Consider the following 2,338-nt stretch of genomic DNA (forward strand, 5'->3'; position numbering starts at 1 on the left):
GCTGGACAGCTTCGACAACTACTTCCTGAACGAGTCCGGCGATGCCGCGCGTGCCGCGCTGCTGACTGCCTACCGCGAGGTGCTGCCGCTGTTCGCCCTGTTCACTGTGTCCTCGCCGGGCCTGAAGCCTTTGCTGGAGGCGGAGCTGCCGCCGGACCTGCGCGCCGAAGCGCCGGTGCGGGTCGTGGGCGATCCGGTCGAGACGCCAGCCGCCGCGCGGGACTTCGAATCCTGGCCGCACCGCATGCATCCCGGCCGCTGGAGCGGCCAGTGGCGCGCCTGGCGCGAATTGCGCGAGCATCGCGCGCAGCGTCGGGTCGCGCAGCAACTGGTGTGGTTCGGCAATCACGGCAGCGCTTACGCGACCGGCGGCATGGCTGAACTCGAACCGCTGATCCCGCTGCTCGAGGCCGCCGCGCGGCGCCAACCGCTGCGGCTGACGGTGATCAGCAATTCCGAGCAGCGCTACCGCGAGCTGCTCGGTCGCGCCGCCTTCCCGCATCGCTACCGGCCTTGGGACCGGCTCCATTTCCTGACGCTGCTCGGCGAGCAGGACCTGGTGCTGCTGCCCACCCGCATGACCGCCTTCACGATGGCCAAGAGCAACAACCGCATGCTGCTGGCGCTGGCCCAGGGCGTGCCGGTGATGGCCGACCCCTTGCCCGACTACCAGCCGTGGCGCGCGCACTGCGCGCTCGACGACTGGGCCCGTCTCGCCGATCACATCGCCGATCCGGCGCCGCTGGCCGCCCGCGCGCGCGCCGCGATGCCCGTCATCGAGCGCGACTACTCCACGCGCGCCATCGCCGCCCAATGGCGCGAAGCGCTGCAAGCCCCCGATTCCCAGGCCGATTCCCAAGCCGTTTCCCAAGCCGCTTCCCGATGAACCGCATGTCGCCAGATCCCCTCGCCACGCCGGGCCCCGCGGACGCCGCCGCGTCGTCGATGCCGGCCTCCTCGCCGGAGAACCCGCTGGCCATCGCCATCGTGCTGCCGCAGTTCCACCCGTTCCGTCAGAACGACGAGTGGTGGGGCAGGGGCTTCACCGAGTGGCGCAACGTCGCCAAGGCCAAGCCGCTGTACGAGGGGCACTACCAGCCGCGCCTGCCGGGCGAGCTCGGCTTCTACGACCTGCGGCTGCCCGAGGCCCGCGCGGCGCAGGCTGACCTGGCACGGGAGTACGGCATCGGCGGTTTCTGCTATTACCACTACTGGTTCACCGGCGAGCGCCTGATGGAGCGCCCGATCGAGGAGATCCGCGCCAGCGGCGAGCCCGACTTCCCCTACTGCCTGGCCTGGGCCAACGAGAACTGGACCCGCGCCTGGAACGGCAAGGACCGGGAGATGCTGATCGAGCAGCGCTACTCGGACGAGGACGACGAGGCGCACATCCGCACGCTGCTGCCGCACTTCCGCGATCCGCGCTACATCCGCATCGACGGCAAGCCGCTGTTCATCGTCTACAAGGTCGATCACCTGCCCGATCCGCAACGCACGCTGGCGACCTGGCGCCGCATCGCGCGCGAGGAGGGCGTCGGCGAGCTGACGCTGGCGCAGTTCGAGTGGAGCGGCACCGGCTCCGGCGCCGATCCGCGCCAGGTGGGCCTGGACCTGTCGATCGAGTTCGCGCCGGACTGGCGGCGCCTGGGCGGGAAGCACTTCACCGGCTGGAAGTCCAAGCTCGCGATGAAGCTGGGTTTCCTGCCCAAGGCCTACGGCGAGCACAACTTCTTCGATTACGACCGCATGGTCGACGGCGTGCTGGCCAAGCCGGCGCCGGACTATCCCTTCCTGCGCTGCGTCAGCCCCGGCTTCGACAACAGCGCGCGGCGGTCCTCCGGCGGTGCGACGATCCTGATGAACAACACGCCGCAGCGCTATCGCCGCTGGCTCGAAGCGGCGCTCGCGTGGACGCGAAAGCACCAGCCGCCGAAGCGTCAGGTCGTGTTCATCAATGCGTGGAACGAATGGGCCGAGGGCAACCATCTCGAGCCCGATGCGGTGAACGGCCGCACGCTGCTGGAAGCGACGCGGGACGCGTTGAAGCACAAGGACTGAAGGCCGGCCGTACTGCGCCGGCCGCTGGCCCTCACCCCGCCCTCTCCCGCAAGCGGGAGAGGGAGTGAGAATGCACCGAGCCGACCAGATGGCTGCTTCTCCCGCGAGGAAGAGATGGTAGCGGACAGAGGGAATTACTCCCTCTCCCGCTTGCTGTTTGGACCGAGGACATGGGTAACAGGTGTGCCGGGACATGGGTAACACTTTTCCCGCCTAGTCAGCGGGAGGACGAAGTTGCCCTGGAGCCCAGTCACCGTGAAGGATCAACGAGAGGAATTCG

2 protein-coding genes are annotated in these 2,338 nt (G+C 68.9%); both read left to right on the forward strand.

Annotation, left to right across the window (positions count from 1 at the left end):
- The coding region (locus VF536_RS19870; RefSeq protein ID WP_331616603.1) for a hypothetical protein at nucleotides 1-886 on the forward strand (886 nt) is incomplete at its 5' end.
- A gap of 5 nt (nucleotides 887-891) precedes the next feature.
- Nucleotides 892-2,058 carry a glycoside hydrolase family 99-like domain-containing protein gene (locus VF536_RS19875; protein WP_331616604.1) on the forward strand — a complete coding sequence of 389 codons (1,167 nt, stop codon included), beginning with the start codon at nucleotides 892-894 and terminating at the stop codon, nucleotides 2,056-2,058.
- Nucleotides 2,059-2,338 lie beyond the last annotated feature (280 nt).

It is taken from the genome of Roseateles sp., assembly GCF_036486225.1.
GTDB lineage: Bacteria > Pseudomonadota > Gammaproteobacteria > Burkholderiales > Burkholderiaceae_C > Roseateles.

Excerpts from the sequence above, each read along its gene's own strand:
- VF536_RS19875 (WP_331616604.1), top strand. The coding sequence starts at position 892 with ATGTCGCCAGATCCCCTCGCCACGCCGGGCCCCGCGGACGCCGCCGCG.